The 14,912-nt window shown below is 66.9% G+C and carries 14 protein-coding genes; 11 read left to right on the top strand and 3 right to left on the bottom strand.

Annotated features, from left to right (window positions below):
• Window positions 1-8: 8 nt before the first annotated feature.
• A complete protein-coding gene (locus tag HMPREF2716_RS19200; RefSeq protein ID WP_003105196.1) occupies window positions 9-608 on the bottom strand; it encodes a PilZ domain-containing protein in 600 nt (199 codons plus the stop codon).
• Window positions 609-710: 102 nt separating this feature from the next.
• On the opposite strand from HMPREF2716_RS19200, the gene HMPREF2716_RS19205 reads away from it, so the two are divergent.
• The 3 genes from HMPREF2716_RS19205 (at window position 711) to HMPREF2716_RS19215 (ending at window position 3,951) form a co-directional block, all read left to right on the top strand.
• Complete coding sequence (locus HMPREF2716_RS19205) at window positions 711-1,961, top strand: lipoprotein-releasing ABC transporter permease subunit (RefSeq protein WP_003091170.1); 1,251 nt, start codon at window positions 711-713, stop codon at window positions 1,959-1,961.
• Window positions 1,954-2,637, top strand: coding sequence for a lipoprotein-releasing ABC transporter ATP-binding protein LolD (gene lolD, locus HMPREF2716_RS19210; protein WP_003118086.1), 684 nt, complete (start codon window positions 1,954-1,956; stop codon window positions 2,635-2,637). Before HMPREF2716_RS19205 ends, lolD begins: the two co-directional genes overlap by 8 nt.
• Before the next feature lie 69 nt (window positions 2,638-2,706).
• Window positions 2,707-3,951, top strand: a complete 1,245-nt coding sequence (locus tag HMPREF2716_RS19215; protein ID WP_003113987.1) for a lipoprotein-releasing ABC transporter permease subunit — start codon at window positions 2,707-2,709, stop codon at window positions 3,949-3,951.
• Window positions 3,952-4,038: 87 nt separating this feature from the next.
• Here HMPREF2716_RS19215 and HMPREF2716_RS19220 read toward each other — a convergent pair whose 3' ends face one another.
• Entirely contained in the window at window positions 4,039-4,572 is a 534-nt protein-coding gene (locus tag HMPREF2716_RS19220; protein ID WP_003091165.1) for a DUF2062 domain-containing protein, read from the bottom strand.
• A 130-nt stretch (window positions 4,573-4,702) separates the two neighbouring features.
• On the opposite strand from HMPREF2716_RS19220, the gene HMPREF2716_RS19225 reads away from it, so the two are divergent.
• From HMPREF2716_RS19225 to murB, 8 genes are all read left to right on the top strand, one after another.
• The gene (locus HMPREF2716_RS19225) at window positions 4,703-6,928 is read left to right on the top strand and encodes a DNA internalization-related competence protein ComEC/Rec2 (protein WP_023517795.1); all 2,226 of its coding nucleotides are present in this window, start codon (window positions 4,703-4,705) and stop codon (window positions 6,926-6,928) included.
• Between the two features lie 72 nt (window positions 6,929-7,000).
• Entirely contained in the window at window positions 7,001-7,636 is a 636-nt protein-coding gene (locus HMPREF2716_RS19230; protein WP_003091163.1) for a MotA/TolQ/ExbB proton channel family protein, read from the top strand.
• Window positions 7,633-8,073, top strand: a complete 441-nt coding sequence (locus HMPREF2716_RS19235) for an ExbD/TolR family protein (protein ID WP_023517794.1) — start codon at window positions 7,633-7,635, stop codon at window positions 8,071-8,073. Before HMPREF2716_RS19230 ends, HMPREF2716_RS19235 begins: the two co-directional genes overlap by 4 nt.
• Window positions 8,073-9,071, top strand: a complete 999-nt coding sequence (gene lpxK / locus HMPREF2716_RS19240) for a tetraacyldisaccharide 4'-kinase (RefSeq protein WP_023517793.1) — start codon at window positions 8,073-8,075, stop codon at window positions 9,069-9,071. The genes HMPREF2716_RS19235 and lpxK overlap by 1 nt, the downstream gene beginning before the upstream one ends.
• Before the next feature lie 37 nt (window positions 9,072-9,108).
• Entirely contained in the window at window positions 9,109-9,294 is a 186-nt protein-coding gene (locus tag HMPREF2716_RS19245) for a Trm112 family protein (RefSeq protein ID WP_003091157.1), read from the top strand.
• The gene (gene kdsB / locus HMPREF2716_RS19250; RefSeq protein ID WP_070621984.1) at window positions 9,294-10,058 is read left to right on the top strand and encodes a 3-deoxy-manno-octulosonate cytidylyltransferase; all 765 of its coding nucleotides are present in this window, start codon (window positions 9,294-9,296) and stop codon (window positions 10,056-10,058) included. The genes HMPREF2716_RS19245 and kdsB overlap by 1 nt, the downstream gene beginning before the upstream one ends.
• Complete coding sequence (locus HMPREF2716_RS19255) at window positions 10,058-10,522, top strand: low molecular weight protein-tyrosine-phosphatase (RefSeq protein ID WP_023517791.1); 465 nt, start codon at window positions 10,058-10,060, stop codon at window positions 10,520-10,522. The genes kdsB and HMPREF2716_RS19255 overlap by 1 nt, the downstream gene beginning before the upstream one ends.
• Window positions 10,519-11,538, top strand: a complete 1,020-nt coding sequence (gene murB / locus HMPREF2716_RS19260) for a UDP-N-acetylmuramate dehydrogenase (RefSeq protein WP_003124431.1) — start codon at window positions 10,519-10,521, stop codon at window positions 11,536-11,538. The genes HMPREF2716_RS19255 and murB overlap by 4 nt, the downstream gene beginning before the upstream one ends.
• A gap of 158 nt (window positions 11,539-11,696) precedes the next feature.
• On the opposite strand, the gene rne is transcribed toward murB, so the two are convergent.
• Window positions 11,697-14,870: a ribonuclease E gene (gene rne / locus HMPREF2716_RS19265; protein WP_031758917.1), complete on the bottom strand. Its 3,174-nt coding sequence runs from the start codon at window positions 14,868-14,870 to the stop codon at window positions 11,697-11,699.
• Window positions 14,871-14,912 lie beyond the last annotated feature (42 nt).

Here is a 14,912-nt window from a genome sequence, read left to right on the forward strand (position 1 = left end):
GGCACATCTCAGGTCGAAGAAGGTTGGCCCGGCTCGCCGAGCGGGCCCTGTCCGGCCCGTGCCAGGCGGCGCTGCTGGGCCTGCTTCTGGAGGATATGCCGGGCCAGCAACTGGCGCTGTGCGTCGCTCAACGCTTCGAACTCGGTGCCGATCTCGAATTCGTCGTCGTGTGGCTGGGCGTGGATTACCCGGGCCCGCAGTTCGAGGCCGAACCCCTGCGGCAACAGGACCATGCGCAGGACGAGCAACTGGCCGACCGGCAATGCGCGGTCGTGGCGGAAGCTGACTCCCCCCTCGGACAGGCTGACCTTGCGCGGTTCGCCGATCTCCTTGAGCAGGCTCTGCACCATGACCTGGCCAAGCAGGTCGATGCGCTTGTTCATCACCTTCAGGTAGTTGGCCAGCGTGCGGTCGCGTTCGCTGATGTGGCGCAGAAGGTGCTGCGACTCGTAATCCATCAGGTGGAGGTCGCTGAGCAGGCTGAACAGGGTGGCCCCCGGCTCGCTCTCCAGGCCGTCTTCGACGGCCCCGGCAGGGCGAAATTCCAGTGCGAGGGTATCTTCGATACGGTAGTATTCGCGGCGGTCATCCGCGTCACGAGTGGACATGGCGAACCCACGGCGGCAGTGATGGTCAGAGTGTAAGGCCGCCGGCGATGCCTCGCCACTTCGCCATCCCGACGCATCCATTTTCTGCCAGCTAAGGGCGACATGTTCAGACCCCTGTCCGTTTTCATCGGCACGCGCTATACGCGGGCCAAACGTCGCAGCCATTTCGTCTCCTTCATTTCGCTGACCTCGATGATCGGCCTGGCACTGGGCGTGCTGGTGATGATCGTGGTGCTCTCGGTGATGAACGGCTTCGATCGCGAAATGCGTACCCGCATCCTCGGCATGGTGCCGCAGGCCACCGTCGAGTCGTACCAGCCCATCGATGACTGGCGCGCCCTGGCCGAGAAGGTCAAGGCCCACGAGCATGTCACCGCGGTAGCGCCGTTCACCCAGATGCAGGGCATGCTCAGCGCCAATGGCGCGGTGCAGACGGTGATGGTCGATGCGGTCGATCCGCTGGAAGAGGCCAAGGTCTCGATCATTCCCGATTTCTTCAAGCAGGGCTCGCTGGCGGAACTCAAGGCCGGCGGCTTCGGCATCGTCATCGGCCAACTGGCGGCGCAGAAGCTCGGCGTCGGCATCGGCGACAAGGTCACCCTGATCCTCCCCGAGGTGGCGGTCACCCCGGCCGGGGTATTCCCGCGGATGAAGCGTTTCACCGTGGTCGGCACCTTCCGAGTCGGCGCCGGCGAACTGGATGGCGGCCTGTCGCTGATCCACCTGGAAGACGCCGCGCGCCTGCAGCGCTGGAAGACCAACCAGGTACAGGGGCTGCGCCTGAAGCTCGACGACCTGTTCCAGGCGCCGCGGGTGGCCTGGGAGATCGCCCGGACCCTGACCGACAATGACTTCTACGCCCGCGACTGGACGCGCAGCCACGGCAACCTGTACCAGGCCATCCGCATGGAAAAGACCATGATCGGCCTGTTGCTGCTGCTGATCGTCGCGGTCGCCGCGTTCAACATCATTTCCACCCTGGTGATGGTGGTCACCGACAAGAAGTCGGACATCGCCATCCTTCGTACCCTCGGCGCCACGCCGGGGCAGATCATGGCTACCTTCATGGTCCAGGGTACGGTGATCGGGGTGATCGGCACGCTGGTCGGCGGGGTCCTCGGGGTGGTCGCGGCACTCAACGTCAGCGCCTGGATTTCCGCCCTGGAAAAGCTGCTGGGCCACCAGTTCCTCGCGTCCGACGTGTACTTCATCGATTACCTGCCGTCGCAACTGATGCTCGACGATGTCGTGCTGGTCTGCGGCGCGGCCCTGGTCCTCAGCTTCTTCGCCACTTTGTATCCAGCCTGGCGTGCGGCGCGCACCCAGCCTGCGGAGGCTTTGCGTTATGAATGACAAGTCGGTGCTGAGTTGCCGCAACCTGAGCAAGAGCTACGACGAGGGGCCGCAATCGGTGCAGGTGCTGTCCGGCGTCGAGTTGAACCTGCTGCCTGGGGAGCGGGTGGCTATCGTCGGCAGCTCCGGTTCGGGCAAGAGCACCTTGCTGAACATGCTCGGCGGCCTGGACACGCCCTCCGCCGGCAGCGTCTGGCTCGCCGGCGAGGAACTCTCGGCGCTGAACGAGACGGCCCGCGGGCTGCTGCGCAACCGCGCGCTGGGCTTCGTCTACCAGTTCCACCACCTGTTGCCGGAGTTCACCGCCCTGGAGAACGTCTGCATGCCGCTGTTGATCGGCCGCACGCCGATCGTGGAAGCCCGCCAGCGGGCGGCCGAGCTGCTGGAGCGGGTCGGGCTGGGGCATCGCCTGTCGCACAAGCCGGCCGAGCTGTCCGGCGGCGAGCGCCAGCGGGTGGCGATCGCCCGCGCGCTGGTCAACCGTCCGCAGCTGGTACTGCTCGACGAGCCCACCGGCAACCTCGACCAGCATACCGCCCAGGGTATCCAGGAGCTGATGCTGGAACTGAGCCGTTCGTTGCAGACCTCGTTCCTGGTGGTAACCCACGATCTCCAGCTGGCCGGGCACATGGATCGCATCCTGCGCCTGGAAGAAGGCCGACTGATCGCCGCGTAGCGGGGCGACGGCGTGCCCGCCGTCCGCTCCCGTCCGGCGAATCCCCCATCGACTCGGTGCATCCGCGACATGTTCAGACCGTTACCGTTCTTCATAGGCCTGCGCTACACCCGCGCCAAACGCCGCAACCACTACATCTCGTTCATCTCGCTGACCTCGATGATCGGCCTGGCGCTGGGCGTGCTGGCGATGATCATCGTGCTCTCGGTGATGAACGGCTTCCAGAAGGAAATGCGCACGCGGATCCTCGGCATGGTGCCGCATGCCACCATCAGCGCGGCGCAGCCGCTGGACGACTGGCAGACCGTCGCCAACGCGGCGCTGCGGCACCGCGAGGTGGTCGGCGCGGCGCCGTTCGCCGAACTGCAGGGCATGCTGTCGTACAAGGGCAATATGCTGCCGGTGCTGGTCAACGGCATCGACCCGCAGGAGGAGCGCAAGGTTTCCATCGTCGGTGAGCACATCGTCCAGGGCAGCCTGGACGACCTCAAGCCTGGCGAGTTCGGCATCGTCCTCGGCGAGATCACCGCGCGGCGCTTCCATGTCAATGTCGGCGACAAGCTGACCCTGATCGTCCCGGAAGCCACCAGCGCGCCGGGCGGCATCACTCCGCGCATGCAGCGCTTCACCATCGTCGCCCTGTTCAAGGTCGGTGCCGAACTGGACAACTCGCTGGCGCTGATCGACATCGCCGATGCCGGCCAGTTGCTGCGCCTGCAACCGGGCCAGGTGCCGAGCGTGCGCCTGGAGCTGAAGGATCTTTACCAGTCGCCGCAGGTCGCCGCCAAGGTGGTCAAGGAGTTGGGGCAGGGCTTCAGGTCCAGCGACTGGACCAGGACCCAGGGCAGCCTGTTCAACGCGATGAAGATGGAAAAGACCATGATCGGCCTGCTCCTGCTGCTGATCATCGCGGTCGCCGCCTTCAACATCATCGCCACCCTGATCATGGTGGTCGCCGACAAGCGCACCGACATCGCGATTCTTCGTACCCTCGGCGCCACGCCGCGGCAGATCATGGCGATCTTCATGGTCCAGGGCACCGTCATCGGCGTGATCGGGACGGTCATCGGCGGGGTACTCGGGGTGTTCGCGGCGTTGAACATCACCGGGATGATCGACCGCATCGAACGGTTGGTCGGACACAAGGTCTTCAGCTCGGATGTGTACTTCATCAACTACCTGCCTTCCGATCTGCAGGTGCTGGACGTGGTGCTGATCTGCAGCGCTGCATTGCTGATGAGCTTCCTCGCCACCCTGTACCCATCCTGGCGCGCGGCGCGGACACAACCGGCCGAGTCGCTGCGCTACGAGTGAGCGAGAAGGCCTGCGCCAGTCCCAGCACGGGGCGGACAAGGCCCACGAAAAAGCCGCCTTCGAGGCGGCTTTTTCATGTCCGGCGGATCACTTCGCGGCGACCCGTTCGCGACGTTGCCGGCAGCGTCGGCTCCAACTGCGCTGCACCCACCAGCGCCAGTAGAGCATCGTCAGCGCGTAGCCGAGGATGGCGGCGATGATGCCGCAGACCACCGAACCGAGCAGGAAGGGCTGCCAGAGGCTGGACAGCTCCTGGCTGATCCATTCCCAGGTGAGATGGTCCGGCAGGGTGCGCGGCGGCACCTGCATCAACCAGGCGCCCAGCTTGTAGGTGCAATAGAAGACCGGGGGCATCGTGATCGGATTGGTCAGCCAGACCAATCCGACGGAGATTGGCAGATTGCTCCGAATCCACACCGCCAGACCGGCCGCCAGCAGCATCTGCATCGGCATCGGGATGAAGGCGGCGAACAGCCCGGCGGCCATGGCGCGCGATACCGAGTGGCGATTGAGATGCCAAAGGTTGGGATCGTGCGTCAACTTGCCGAGAAAGCGCAGCGACTTCTGCGAGCGGATGCTTTCCGGATCGGGCATGTAGCGCTTGAACAGGCGACGCGGCATGTGGGCTCTCGGTGGATATAGGCTTGCGTATTATGCCAAGCAAGATGACAGGATTTCGTTGCCCATTGTATGACCCCATGTGACATGTCGGGGAGCGGAGGGCACGCCACGGGGATGGGAGGAACCGTTCATGCGCCTGGGATTGCCAGCCCTCGCCGCGGGGCTGCTGGCCCTGCGCTTCCTGGCGGAATTGCCGTCGGTCGGCTGGCTGCTGGGCATGGCCGCCGCCGGACTGTTGCTGCTGTTCGGCCGGCTGTACTGGCTGGGGTTGTTCCTGCTCGGGTTCGCCTGGGCCTGCGGCTCGGCGCAAGTCGCCCTGGACGGACGCCTGGCCGCCGAGCTGGATGGTCGCACCCTTTGGCTGGAGGGGCGTGTGGTCGATCTGCCGGCGAGCGGCGAGGGCGTCACGCGCTTCCGGCTGAAGGAGGTCCGCGGTGCGCGGGGCGTGCTTCTTCCCGAGCGTCTGCGCCTGAGCTGGCGCGGCGCGCCGCCGCTGATGGGCGGCGAACGCTGGCGCCTGGCGGTGACCCTGAAACGCCCCCGCGGCCTGGTGAACGCGGCGGGTTTCGACTACGAGGCCTGGTTGTTGGCGCAGCGGGTCGGTGCCGTTGGCACGGTGAAGGCGGGCCAGCGCCTGCAGCCGGCCAGCGGCCTGGATGCCTGGCGCGACGCCTGGCGCCAACGCCTGCTGGCGGTCGACGCACAGGGGCGCGGCGCCGCCCTGGCGGCGCTGGTGCTGGGGGATGGCTCGGGGCTGAGCGCGGCCGAGTGGCGAATGTTCCAGGACACCGGCACCGTGCATCTGATGGTCATCTCCGGTTCGCATATATCGTTGCTGGCGGGGATGCTCTATGGCCTGGTGGCGGCCTTGCATCGCCTGGGCTGCTGGCCGCGGCGCCTGCCCTGGCTGCCCTGTGCCTGCGCCCTGGGTTTGCTTGGTGCCTGGAGCTACGGGTTGATGGCGGGTTTCGAGGTCCCGGTGCGGCGCGCCTGCCTGATGGTCAGCCTGGCGCTGGTCTGGCGCCTGCGTTTCCGCCACCTGGGCTTGCTGACCCCGCTGCTGGCAACGCTGGTGCTGGTCTTGCTGGTCGAGCCGCTGGCCAGCCTGCAGGCGGGGTTCTGGCTGTCGTTCCTGGCGGTTGCCCTGCTGCTCTGGCTGTTCGCCGGGCGCCTTGGGCGCTGGCGCTGGTGGGCGGCCTGGGGGCGGGCGCAGTGGGGGATGGCGCTGGGGCTGGCGATGCCGCTGCTGGCGCTGGGCCTGCCGTTGAGCCTGAGCGGAGCGCCGGCCAACCTGCTGGCGGTGCCTTGGATCGAACTGCTGGTAGTGCCCCCGGCCCTGGCGGGGAGCCTGCTGCTGTGGGTGCCCGGGCTGGGCGAGGGGCTGCTTCGCGCCGCTGGCGTTTCGCTGGACCTGCTGTTTCGTGCGCTTGGCCTGCTGGCGGGCCTGGCCGAGGCCTGGCAGCCACCCGCCGCAGCGGCCTGGAGCGTAGCGCTGGGCATGCTCGGCGCGCTCTGCTGGCTGGCGCCGGCTGGCTTGCCGTTGCGTGCCCTCGGTGCCGCGTTGCTACTGCCGGCATTGTTGCCGTCATCGCCGCCTGTCGAATGGGGGCGGGCGGAAGTGCGGGTGCTGGACGTCGGCCAGGGGCTGGCCGTGCTGGTGCGTACCCGAGAGCATGTCTTGCTCTATGACAGCGGTGCGCGGCAGGGGGCGTTCGACATGGGCGAGCGGGTGGTGGTGCCGGTGCTGCGCAGCCTGGACCTGCGGCGCCTGGACGGCCTGTTGCTGAGCCATGCCGACAACGACCATGCAGGCGGTGCTCCTACGGTCGCTTCCCGATTCCCGCCGGTTTGGCTGGTCAGCGGCGAACCCGCGCGCCTGCCTTCGCCGTTGTTCGCGGACAGCTGCGACGAGCGGAGCTGGTCCTGGGATGGCGTGGTTTTCGAACAGTGGGCATGGGCACAGGCCGGCGACAGCAACGACCGCTCCTGTGTGCTGAGGGTCGAGGCCGATGGCGAAGTCCTGCTGCTGACCGGGGACATCTCGCGTGCGGCCGAGCATGCCTGGCTGGCGCGACAGGCCGATCCGCGGGTCGACTGGTTGCTGGCGCCGCATCATGGCAGCCGCAGTTCCTCCGGAGTCGCCTTCGTGTTGCGTACGCGGCCTCGCCATGTGCTGGTCTCGCGAGGTTGGCGCAACGCCTTCGGCCATCCCCATGGCGAAGTGATGGAGCGTTACGCGAGGGTCGCCGCGCAGGTCCACGACACGGCACGCGACGGTGCCCTGACGTTTCTCCTCGGAAGCCGTGGCGGCGCACGCCGGGAGCGTGATTCGGCGCACTTCTGGCGGGAAAAATGAGAACCGTGGCGGTCGGCGGAAAAGGGTCGCTGTGCTAGAGTGGCGCCACTTTTTTTTCGGGGATATGCCACTGTGTGGGAACTGGTTCAAGCCGGCGGCTGGATGATGCTGCCGATCATTCTGAGTTCGATCGCCGCCACCGCCATCGTCGCGGAGCGCCTGTGGACGCTGCGCAAGAGCCGCGTCGCGCCGCCCGAGCTGCTCGGCCAGGTGTGGAAGCAGATCAAGGGCAAGCAACTGAGCGCCCAGAAGCTCAAGGACCTGCGCGCCAACTCGCCGCTGGGAGAGATCCTCGCCGCCGGTCTGGCCAACTCCAAGCACGGTCGCGAGATCATGAAGGAGTGCATCGAGGAGGCTGCTTCCGGTGTCATCCACGAGCTGGAGCGCTACCTCAACGCCCTCGGCACCATCGCCGCGATGGCGCCGCTGCTGGGCCTGCTGGGTACGGTGTTCGGCATGATCCAGATCTTCGGCGCCTTCATGGACAACGGCATGGCCAACTCGCCGATGCTCGCCGCGGGCATCTCCAAGGCATTGATCACCACCGCCGCCGGCCTGCTGGTGGCGATTCCGGCGGTGTTCTTCCATCGCTACCTGCTGCGGCGGGTCGACGAACTGGTGATCGCCATGGAGCAGGAGGCCATCAAGCTGGTGGAAGTGGTGCAGGGCGATCGTGAAGTCGACTACGTCGAGGAAGGCAAAGCGTGAAATTCCGCCGCAGACGGACGGGTGCCGCCCGTGAAGACGTCTTCATCAACCTGGCGTCGCTGATCGACGTGATCTTCGTCCTGCTGCTGTTCTTCGTGGTCAGTACCACCTTCACCCGCCCCGAGCAGCTCAACATCGAGCTGCCATCGGCGGAGAGCGGCGAAACCGCCGGCACCGAGCAGAAGCAACTGGAACTCTCGGTGGATGCCGAGGGGCACTACGCCCTGAACGGGCAGGCTCTGGCCAAGAACGACCTGGCCACCCTGATGGCGGCGATGCAGCGTGAATCGGCGGGCGACAACAACCTGCCGGTGGTGATCAGCGCCGATGCCAAGTCCACCCACCAGTCGGTGGTCACGGCGATGGACGCAGCGGGCAAGCTGGGCTTCGTCCACCTGCGCATCACCACGGTCGAGAACACGGCGGCCAAGCCCTGATGTCGTTCTCCGAGCGGCTGCTCGCCGCCTGGTACCAGGGGCATCCGGCGCTGGCGCTGCTGCGTCCGCTGGAGGCTCTCTATCGCCGGGTGGCGAACGGCCGCCGGGCGGACTTCCTGTCCGGGCGCAAGCCCGCCTATCGGGCGCCGCTGCCGGTGCTGGTGGTAGGCAACATCACCGTCGGCGGAACCGGCAAGACGCCGATGATCCTCTGGATGATCGAGCACTGCAGGGCTCGTGGCTTGCGGGTTGGCGTGATCAGCCGCGGCTATGGTGCCCGGCCGCCCACCACGCCGTGGCGGGTGCGGGCCGAGCAGGACGCCGCGGAGGCCGGCGACGAACCGCTGATGATCGTCCGGCGCAGCGGCGTGCCGCTGATGATCGACCCGGATCGTCCGCGCGCCCTGCAGGCGCTGCTCGCCGAAGAGCAGTTGGACCTGGTCCTCTGCGACGATGGCTTGCAGCACTATCGCCTGGCGCGCGATCTGGAGCTGGTGCTGATCGATGCCGCGCGCGGTCTCGGCAATGGTCGTTGCCTGCCGGCCGGTCCGTTGCGCGAACCGGCGGAGCGTCTGCAAAGCGTCGACGCGCTGCTTTACAACGGCGCCGACGAGGATCCTGGCGGCGGTTACGCATTCCGCTTGCAGCCTACTGCGCTGATCAACCTGCAGAGCGGCGAGCGTCGACCGCTGGAGCATTTTCCCGCGGGCCAGGAGGTCCATGCCCTGGCCGGGATCGGCAATCCGCAGCGTTTCTTCAGGACGCTCGAGGCGCTACACTGGCGGGCGATTCCGCATGCCTTCCCGGATCACGCGACCTACACGGCGGCCGAACTGGCGTTCAGCCCGCCGCTGCCGCTGCTGATGACCGAGAAGGATGCCGTTAAATGCCGGGCTTTCGCAGCGGCCGACTGGTGGTACCTGGCGGTCGATGCGGTGCCTTCCCCTGCATTCGTCGCCTGGTTCGACGCCCGACTCGAGCATCTCCTGGCGCGCTGACCGGCGGCCGTGCCGCCATTGTATGAAGGACTCCGCCATGGACCCGAAACTCCTCGATATCCTTGCCTGCCCGTTGACCAAGGGCCCGCTGGTGCTCAGCGAAGACAAGACCGAACTGATCAGCAAGCAGGCCGGCCTGGCCTATCCGATCCGCGACGGCATCCCGGTGATGCTGGAGAGCGAGGCTCGCTCCCTGAACGTGGACGAGCGGCTGGACAAGTAATGACCCAGGCGTTCACTGTCGTCATTCCCGCCCGCTACGCCTCCACTCGCCTGCCCGGCAAGCCATTGCAGGATATCGCCGGCCAGCCAATGATCCAGCGCGTCTGGAACCAGGCCCGCAAGAGCGCCGCCAGCCGCGTGGTCGTCGCCACCGACGACGAACGCATCCTGGCGGCATGCCAGGGGTTCGGCGCCGAGGCGCTGCTGACGCGTGCCGAGCACAGCTCCGGCACCGATCGCCTGGAGGAAGTCGCTTCCCGGCTCGGCCTGGCCAGCGATGCCATCGTGGTCAACGTCCAGGGCGACGAACCGCTGATCCCCCCGACGCTCATCGACCAGGTGGCGGCCAACCTGGCGGCGCACCCGGAAGCTGCCATCGCTACCCTGGCCGAGCCGATCCATGAGGTCTCCGCGCTGTTCAATCCGAACGTGGTCAAGGTCGCCACCGACATCGACGGCCTAGCCCTGACTTTCAGTCGTGCGCCCTTGCCCTGGGCTCGCGACGCCTTCGCCCGCGATCGCGACAGCCTGCCGGAGGGCGTGCCCTATCGTCGCCACATCGGCATCTACGCCTATCGCGTGGGTTTCCTTGCCGATTTCGTCGCCTGGGGACCGTGCTGGCTGGAGAACGCCGAAAGCCTCGAGCAATTGCGCGCGCTCTGGCACGGGGTGCGAATCCATGTGGCCGATGCCCGCGAAACCATGCTTCCGGGCGTGGATACGCCGGAAGACCTCGAACGCGTTCGCCGCGTGCTGGGGGGCTGATGCGCGTCCTGTTCGTCTGCCTGGGCAACATCTGCCGGTCGCCCACCGCCGAAGGTGTGTTCCGGCGCAAGGTCGAGGAGGCCGGTCTGGCCTCTCGTATCCATGTCGATTCTGCCGGCACCGCCGGCTGGCATGTCGGCAAGGCACCTGACCAGCGCACCCGCCTGGCCGCGCAAAGGCGCGGCTACGATCTGTCGGCACTGCGTGGACGCCAGGTCGGCATCGAGGATTTCTCCTGCCATGACCTGATCCTGGCCATGGACCTGTCCAACCTAGCCGACCTCGAGACCCTGCGTGCCGGGAGCGGTGCCGCCGAACTGGATCTGTTCCTGCGTCGCTACGGATCCGAGCGGGACGAAGTACCCGATCCCTACTATGGCGGCGAAGAAGGCTTCGAGCAGGTCCTCGACCTGATCGAACATGCCTGCGACCGTCTGTTGATCGAAGCCAAGGGGCGACTGTGAGCCTGGAACTGCAAGAGCATTGCTCGCTGAAGCCCTATAACACCTTCGGCATCGACGTGCGCGCCCGCCTGCTGGCCCACGCCCGGGACGAGGCTGATGTGCGCGAGGCCCTGGCCCTGGCTCGGGAGCGTGGATTGCCGCTGCTGGTGATCGGTGGTGGCAGCAACCTGCTGCTGACCCGTGACGTCGAGGCGCTGGTTTTGCGCATGGCCAGCCAGGGGCGGCGAATTGTTTCCGATGCCGCGGATTCGGTGTTGGTCGAGGCGGAGGCGGGCGAGGCCTGGGACCCATTCGTACAATGGAGCCTGGAGCGGGGCCTGGCCGGTCTGGAAAATCTCAGCCTGATTCCCGGCACCGTGGGTGCGGCGCCGATGCAGAACATCGGCGCCTATGGCGTGGAGCTGAAGGATGTCTTCGACAGCCTGACGGCGCTGGATCGCCAGGATGGAACCCTGCGTGAGTTCGATCGCCAGGCCTGCCGTTTCGGCTACCGCGACAGCCTGTTCAAGCAGGAGCCTGATCGCTGGCTGATCCTCCGCGTGCGCCTGCGCCTGACACGGCGGGAGAGGCTGCACCTGGACTACGGGCCGGTACGCCAGCGCCTGGAGGAGGAGGGCATCGCCAGTCCGACGGCCAGGGACGTAAGCCGGGTAATCTGCGCCATTCGCCGGGAAAAGCTGCCCGACCCCGCCGTATTGGGCAATGCCGGCAGCTTCTTCAAGAACCCGCTGGTGGATGCGGCGCAGGCCGAACGCTTGCGTCAGGCCTTCCCGGATCTGGTTGGCTATCCGCAGGCGGACGGTCGGCTGAAGCTGGCTGCAGGCTGGCTCATCGACAAGGGCGGCTGGAAGGGCTTTCGCGATGGCCCGGTGGGGGTACACGCGCAGCAGGCGCTGGTTCTGGTCAACCATGGCGGTGCCACCGGTGCCCAAGTCCAGGCATTGGCGGAGCGTATCCAGGAGGACGTCCGTCGGCGTTTCGGCGTCGAATTGGAGCCTGAACCCAATCTCTACTGAGGGTGCGGCTGGAGAATGAAAAAGGGATGCCGGCGGCATCCCTTTTTCATTGTGCGTGTTCGGCGGCTCTGGTCATGACGGGCGGTATGCCGGAGTGCCGCGGAATGACACGCAAAAAAAAGGGGATGCCATGGCATCCCCTTTTTTCAGTCTGTCACTCAGGCATGCGGGCGCGAGGTTTCGCTTTCCTCGGTCTTTTTCGCGTGCTCCGTGTCGGTGGCGTCTTCGCCGGAAGCTTCAGGCTCGGCCTGTACCGCTTCCTGGGCTTCGTCCGCCTGGGACGGAACGTCGGCCTGGGCGATTTCTTCAGCCTGGGGTGCAGCAGGTTCCTCCTGGGCCGACGCTTCCTCGCTCGCTACAGCCGGGACCTCCTCGACGGCGGGAGCGGCCTGAGCTGCCGCTTCGGCTGCTGCTGCGGCTTCGCGTGCCAGACGCTCGGCTTCGCGTTGCAGGCGACGTTTTTCCCGTGGGTCGTTGAGGGCACGGCCGGTCGCGTTGGCCGGCACCGCCGCGATGGCCGGGGTCGGCTCCTCGGTGGTTGCGGGCTCGCTAGGGGCTGCTGCTTCGACGGGCACCGGGGCGGCAACTTCTTCGGCCGCTTCCGTTGCCGGTTGCACGGCGCTCTCGGCGTCTTCGCGGCTTTCCACGCTTTCGCTGGCGAAGGGAGCTTCTTCAGTGGCTTGCGCGACCAGCAGGGTGCTCTGGCCGGCTTCGTCCCGGACCACGCTGACGGTCACCGGCGCTTCGATGTCGGCGGTTTCGCCGGTATTGGCCTCGCTGTCCGCGTCCTGGGTTTCGACGGCTTCGCTGGTCGACGCGTCGGTCTCATCGCTTGCCGTGGTTTCGCTGGCAGCCTCGCTGGTAGTGGCCGGGGCTTGCTCCACGTTTGCTTCTACGGCTTCGCTGGCGACAGCGATACCGGCAGCGGCGGCGGCTGCGACGGTGTTCAGCGGCGCGGCGGCATTATCGGTCGCCTCGCTGCCTTCCAGCTCACCGCTGACCTCGCGCTGGCGTTCGCGGCGGTTGCTGCGACGACGCTGGCCGCGGGAGCGGCGGCGCGGGCGCTCGCCATCGGTATCGTCCTGCTCGTCCTGCTCCAGGCTCTCGTCGTTCGGCAGCGCCTCGGCTTCCAGGGCCGCGGCGTCGCGAGCCTGGCGATCCTCGCGCGGCTGGCGCTCTTCGCGGGCCGGGCGCTCGGCGCGTTCTTCACGGCCTTCGCGGGGTTGGCGCTCTTCGCGGGCCGGGCGTTCGGCGCGCTCTTCGCGGCGGCGTTCGCTGCGTTCCTCGCGACCTTCGCGGCCTTCGCGCGGCTGGCGCTCTTCGCGGGGTGTCCGCTCGGCGCGCTCTTCACGGCCTTCGCGCGGCTGGCGCTCCTCGCGAGCCGGGCGCTCGGCGCGCTCTTCGCGGCGACGTTCGCTGCGCTCTTCGCGGTTCGGGCGTTCGGCGCGCTCTTCGCGCGGTTGGCGCTCTGCGCGTTCCTCGCGGGGCTTGCGCTCTTCGTCGCGGCGATTGCCATCGCGGCCATCGCGGCGGCGGTTCTGCTGGCGGCCGTTGCGACGCTCGTCCTGGCGGGTTTGGCGCTCGGCAGCCGGCTTGCTGGTTTCAGCAGGCTTGGCGGCAGGTTGATCCTTGCCTGCGAACAGGCCGACCAGGGACTTCACCAGGCCCTGGAACAGGCTCGGCTCGGGCATCGGCTTGGCCGGCTCGACCGGTGCTTCGGTGTGTTGCGGTGCGGGCTGCTGGGGAGCGACGGTCTTGACTGCTGCTTCCTGGCGGACCAGGGTGCGGGTCGAGCTGACCGGCTGGGCTTCTTCGTGCTCGACGGTGGCCATTTCGTAGCTGGTCTGGCCGGCAACCAGTTCGGGGCTGTCATCGCGCAGACGCTGGACTTCGAAATGCGGGGTTTCCAGATGATCGTCCGGCAGGATGAAGATGCGCGCGCGGGTACGCAGTTCGATCTTGGTGATGGCGTTGCGCTTCTCGTTGAGCAGGAAGGCGGCGACCTGGAAGGGCACGCGGGCGCGGACTTCCGCGGTGCGGTCCTTCAGGGCTTCTTCCTCAATCAGGCGCAGGATGGCCAGCGACAGCGACTCGACGTCGCGGATGATGCCCTGGCCGTTGCAGCGCGGGCAGACGATGCCGCTGGTCTCGCCGAGGGACGGACGCAGGCGCTGGCGGGACATTTCCAGCAGGCCGAAGCGCGAGATGCGACCGACCTGGACGCGCGCGCGGTCGGCCTCGAGGGCTTCGCGGACACGCTCTTCCACGGCGCGCTGGTTCTTCGCCGGGGTCATGTCGATGAAGTCGATGACGATCAGGCCGCCGATGTCACGCAGGCGCAGCTGGCGGGCGATTTCCTCGGCCGCTTCCAGGTTGGTCTGCAGGGCGGTTTCCTCGATGTCGCCGCCCTTGGTGGCGCGCGCCGAGTTGATGTCGATGGAAACCAGGGCCTCGGTCGGGTCGATGACGATGGAGCCGCCGGACGGCAGCTTCACTTCGCGCTGGAAAGCGGTCTCGATCTGGCTCTCGATCTGGAAGCGATTGAACAGCGGAACGCTGTCCTGGTACAGCTTCACCTTGCTGGCGTACTGCGGCATCACCTGGCGGATGAAGTTCAGGGCTTCTTCCTGGGCGTCGATGCTGTCGATCAGCACTTCGCCGATGTCCTGGCGCAGGTAGTCGCGGATGGCGCGGATGATGACGTTGCTTTCCTGGTAGATCAGGAAGGGCGCGCCACGTTCGCCGGACGCTTCCTTGATCGCGCTCCACAGTTGCAGCAGGTAGTCGAGGTCCCACTGCAGTTCCTCGGTGCTGCGGCCGAGGCCGGCGGTGCGCACGATCAGGCCCATGTCGGCCGGTGCGTTGAGGCCGTTCAGGGCCTCGCGCAGCTCGTTGCGCTCTTCGCCTTCGATACGGCGGGAGATGCCGCCGGCGCGCGGGTTGTTCGGCATCAGCACCAGGTAACGGCCGGCCAGGCTGATGAAGGTGGTCAGGGCGGCGCCCTTGTTGCCGCGCTCTTCCTTCTCGACCTGGACGATGACTTCCTGGCCTTCGCTCAGGACTTCCTTGATGTTGATCCGGCCTTCGGGGGATTTCTTGAAGTATTCGCGGGAGATTTCTTTGAGGGGGAGGAAGCCGTGGCGTTCGGCGCCGAAGTCGACGAAGGCGGCTTCGAGGCTGGGTTCGACGCGAGTGATGCGGCCTTTGTAGATGTTGGCCTTCTTCTGCTCGCGGGCGCCCGACTCGATGTCGAGGTCGAACAGGCGTTGGCCGTCGACCAGTGCAACACGCAACTCCTCGGGTTGAGTCGCGTTGATCAGCATTCTTTTCATGTAGTACCAATGGTTTCCGGGGCTACCGGAAACGGCGATCGG

The sequence above is a fragment of the Pseudomonas sp. HMSC076A11 genome, assembly GCF_001810205.1.
GTDB classification, from domain to species: domain Bacteria; phylum Pseudomonadota; class Gammaproteobacteria; order Pseudomonadales; family Pseudomonadaceae; genus Pseudomonas; species Pseudomonas aeruginosa.

Excerpts from the sequence above, each read along its gene's own strand:
- HMPREF2716_RS19200 (WP_003105196.1), bottom strand. The coding sequence starts at position 608 with ATGTCCACTCGTGACGCGGATGACCGCCGCGAATACTACCGTATCGAA.
- HMPREF2716_RS19205 (WP_003091170.1), top strand. The coding sequence starts at position 711 with ATGTTCAGACCCCTGTCCGTTTTCATCGGCACGCGCTATACGCGGGCC.
- lolD (WP_003118086.1), top strand. The coding sequence starts at position 1,954 with ATGAATGACAAGTCGGTGCTGAGTTGCCGCAACCTGAGCAAGAGCTAC.
- HMPREF2716_RS19215 (WP_003113987.1), top strand. The coding sequence starts at position 2,707 with ATGTTCAGACCGTTACCGTTCTTCATAGGCCTGCGCTACACCCGCGCC.
- HMPREF2716_RS19220 (WP_003091165.1), bottom strand. The coding sequence starts at position 4,572 with ATGCCGCGTCGCCTGTTCAAGCGCTACATGCCCGATCCGGAAAGCATC.
- HMPREF2716_RS19225 (WP_023517795.1), top strand. The coding sequence starts at position 4,703 with ATGCGCCTGGGATTGCCAGCCCTCGCCGCGGGGCTGCTGGCCCTGCGC.
- lpxK (WP_023517793.1), top strand. The coding sequence starts at position 8,073 with ATGTCGTTCTCCGAGCGGCTGCTCGCCGCCTGGTACCAGGGGCATCCG.
- HMPREF2716_RS19245 (WP_003091157.1), top strand. The coding sequence starts at position 9,109 with ATGGACCCGAAACTCCTCGATATCCTTGCCTGCCCGTTGACCAAGGGC.
- kdsB (WP_070621984.1), top strand. The coding sequence starts at position 9,294 with ATGACCCAGGCGTTCACTGTCGTCATTCCCGCCCGCTACGCCTCCACT.
- HMPREF2716_RS19255 (WP_023517791.1), top strand. The coding sequence starts at position 10,058 with ATGCGCGTCCTGTTCGTCTGCCTGGGCAACATCTGCCGGTCGCCCACC.
- rne (WP_031758917.1), bottom strand. The coding sequence starts at position 14,870 with ATGAAAAGAATGCTGATCAACGCGACTCAACCCGAGGAGTTGCGTGTT.